The sequence below is a fragment of the Streptomyces calidiresistens genome (assembly GCF_014141525.1).
GTDB classification, from domain to species: Bacteria; Actinomycetota; Actinomycetes; order Streptomycetales; family Streptomycetaceae; genus Streptomyces; species Streptomyces calidiresistens.
On the sequence record NZ_VKHS01000644.1, the window covers coordinates 1 to 3,228 of the forward strand.

Genomic DNA, 3,228 nt, shown 5'->3' on the forward strand with positions numbered 1-3,228 from the left:
CTCTGAGATGTGTATAGGAGACAGGGGGGCTCAGGGGGTGCCGCGCCGCCGCCGACGTGCCAGTTCGTCGTCCGGGTGGACGGTGTCGGTCTGCTCGCCGGTGTCCGCGCGTTCCCCCGGCAGTTCGGCGAGCGCGGCCCGCACGTCCGACCACACGGCCCCCACGGCGATGCCGAAGACCCCGCGGCCGTCGCGGAGCAGTTCGGCGACCTCCTCCGCCGAGGAACAGCGGTGGACGACCACGCCGTCGCTGAGCAACGTCATGTCCGGAAGTTCGGCGGGGTCGGCGGCCCGGAGCACCACCGCGGCCGCCCTGATGCTCTGCAGGGAGACCCCCGCGTCCAGCAGCCGCTTGACGACCTTGAGCACCAGGACGTCCCGGGAGCCGTACAGGCGCTGGGTGCCCGATCCCCTCGCGGGCCGGATGGAGGGCTCCACCAACCCGGTGCGGGCCCAGTAGTCCAACTGGCGGTAGGTGATACCGGCCGCGGCACACGCGCTGGGGCCCCGGTAACCGAGTTCGGGAGCCGGGGCGGCCCCGCGTCCGGGCGATTCGGGGTTCCTGCCCTGGGCGACCACGGTACGGCGCAACGCCGGTCGGGGTACGGAGCGGGACAGGGACGATCCGCGGAGGGTCCTCACCCCGCCCACCGCCTTTCCGTTGCCGTTGCCAATCACGCCCGCCTCCGTTCTGCATGTCGCCGCGGAGCCGGGACGCGCCTCGGGACGCCCCCATCCGTCACGGCGGTCCCCGCGGACACGACGACGGCGTTCCGCTGTTCGGGACATGCCCCACCGACGCTAGGCACCCCCGGGGGGCGCGTCAACGATCGCCACGCCGCGTGACGGTTCCCGCCCCGGAAACACCCGTGGGGGGCAACGGCGGGCGGAGCGGGACGCCGCTCAGCGGTTCCCGGTGCCGAAGTCCTCCGGGGAGATCTGATCCAGGAACTCGCGGAAGCGCTCCACCTCGTCCTCCTGCTCGTCGGCGATGATGATGCCGGCGTCGTCGAGGACGCCGTCACTGCCGTAGATGGGCGAGCCGACGCGGAGGGCGAGCGCTATGGCGTCCGAGGGACGGGCGCTGACCTCCACCCCGCTGGCGAAGACGAGTTCCGCGTAGAAGACCCCGTCGCGCAGATCGGTGATGCGGACGGAGGTGAGTTCCTCCCCGAAGGCCTCCACCACGTCCTTGAGGAGATCGTGGGTGAGCGGACGGGGAGGCGTCATGCCCTGCTGCGCGAAGGCGATGGCGGTGGCCTCCCCGGGGCCGATCCAGATCGGCAGGTAGCGGTCCCCACCGACCTCGCGCAGGAGCACGATCGGCTGGTTGTTGGGCATCTCGACCCGGACACCGACGACATCGAGCTGGTTCACACAGCAACCCTAGGCCGTGGCCGGCCGGTTTGAACAGTCGAACCCACCCGCGAGGGGCGGACACGCCGTCGCCGGCCGGCCGGAAACGAAGGTCGGGCCCGGTTCCGGACCGGGACCCCGCGAGCCGGTCCGGTCGGTTTCGACCGGACCGGCGGGAGACCGGCCTCAACCGGCGTAGAAGACCATCCGGTACTTCCCGATCTGCACCTCGTCACCCGTGGTGAGCACCACCGTGTCGATCTGCTCGCGGTTGACGTAGGTGCCGTTGAGACTGCCGACGTCGGAGACGGTGAAACCGCCCTCGGGCCGCCGGCGGAACTCCACGTGCCGCCGGGAGACGGTCACGTCGTCCAGGAAGATGTCGCTCTCCGGGTGGCGCCCGGCCGTGGTCAGGTCGCTGTCCAGGAGGAAACGACTGCCGGAGTTGGGGCCGCGCCGCACCACGAGCAGGGCGGAACCCGGCGGGAGGGCGTCCACCGCCGCCTGCGCCTCCGGGGAGAGCGAGGGAGCGGCGTTCTGACCGGTCATCTCGGCCTCGTAGGCCTCGATGCCGGAGATCGAGATGGTGGAGGTGGTCTCCGAGGATCCCTCCGCCACCGCGCCGGACGTCAACGGGGCCCCGCACTGGGAGCAGAACCGGCTGCCGGTCGGGATCGGGGTCGAGCAGCGGGGGCACCTCTGCGTCGGCGCGGCGCCTATGCCGCCGGCCGTCCCCGTCCCGGCGACCTCGTCACGGAACAGGGGCCGCCCGCTCTCGCCCTCCGACCGACCCGCAGGGGGCTCGCCCGGCCGGCCGGCGCGGTGCCGCGCGGCCTGCTCGGAGCCGCCCTGACGCCTGCCGAACAACTTAGCGAAAAAACTCACCGGCGATTCCCCTCGCACCTCGTCCTCCGTCCCACCGCGGGACGGAGGAACCATTCTCTCTCACGGGTCCCTCTTCACTGGTCACCCCGGTCACCCGGAGAACGTCCGTGACATGTGATCAGTTTCCCCCGGGGCCGTCGGAACATCCCCGGTGGCCCCGGGACCCACGGAACAAATCCGCTGCGGATCAGGATGACGACCGAGCGTAGTCAGGGCTCTCGTCGGACCGCAAGGCGTCCACGACCACCTCGTCCGGCCGCTCGATGATCACCGTCGCGTTCTCCTGCTCGAGGGACTGCACCATCCCCCCGGGGATGTTCAGGGCCGGTTCCAGGTCACGGGGACGACCGATCACCGAGAGCCGGAACGGCCTGTCCACCGGACGGCCGTCCACCAGGACGGTGCCGTCCCGGGTGTCGGTGAAGGCCGTCTCGGCCACGATCCGCACCCCTCCGATCTGCATCGCCTCCGCGCCCGCGGCACGCAGCTCCTGCACGGCGTCCAGCAGGTGGTCGGCACCCACCGCGCCGGCGGGGTCGGTGATCGTGATCTCGATACCGGGTCCCGTCGCGGCCACCGTACCCGCCAGGATGCCCAGCTGGAGTTCGCGCTCCCGGTTCTGCCGCCGTGCCTCCTCGGCCCGCAGGGAGCCGGTCTCCAGTTCCGCGCGCAGCCGTTCCAGTTCCGCGCGTTCCTCCTCCAGGCGCTTGGTGCGCTCGTCCAGCTCGCTGAGGATGCGGACCAGATCCTCCGGACGGGCGCCGCGCAGGGTGGCGTCCTCCCCCGCCACCCGCACCTGGATGGCCAGCCCGAGGCCCAGCACGAAGAGCAGGGCCGCGACGGTCAGCTGCGCCCGGGTGATCCGCGGCGGCCACAAACCGCTGATGATCGCGGCCCGTCCGGTGGGGGGTCCGGCGGGCACGGCGGCGGAGCCCCCGGAGTCGTCCGGGCCGGACCCGGGGGGCGGCTCCGGGGTGCCGGGGGGTC

The 3,228-nt window shown here is 72.3% G+C and carries 4 protein-coding genes; all 4 read right to left on the reverse strand.

What is annotated here, in order from left to right; genetic code table 11:
- Positions 1-30 precede the first annotated feature (30 nt).
- Positions 31-678 carry a MerR family transcriptional regulator gene (locus FOE67_RS20875; protein ID WP_438874270.1) on the reverse strand — a complete coding sequence of 216 codons (648 nt, stop codon included), beginning with the start codon at positions 676-678 and terminating at the stop codon, positions 31-33.
- Positions 679-903: 225 nt separating this feature from the next.
- Complete coding sequence (locus FOE67_RS20880) at positions 904-1,377, reverse strand: bifunctional nuclease family protein (protein ID WP_182666378.1); 474 nt, start codon at positions 1,375-1,377, stop codon at positions 904-906.
- A gap of 165 nt (positions 1,378-1,542) precedes the next feature.
- A complete protein-coding gene (locus FOE67_RS20885; protein WP_182666379.1) occupies positions 1,543-2,295 on the reverse strand; it encodes a double zinc ribbon and FHA domain-containing protein in 753 nt (250 codons plus the stop codon).
- A gap of 133 nt (positions 2,296-2,428) precedes the next feature.
- Positions 2,429-3,228: DUF881 domain-containing protein (locus FOE67_RS20890; RefSeq protein WP_228474121.1), on the reverse strand; the 800-nt coding region annotated here is incomplete at its 5' end.

Bases quoted from the DNA above. Each gene is read 5' to 3' on its own strand.
- FOE67_RS20885 (WP_182666379.1), bottom strand. From the start codon at position 2,295: ATGGTTCCTCCGTCCCGCGGTGGGACGGAGGACGAGGTGCGAGGGGAA.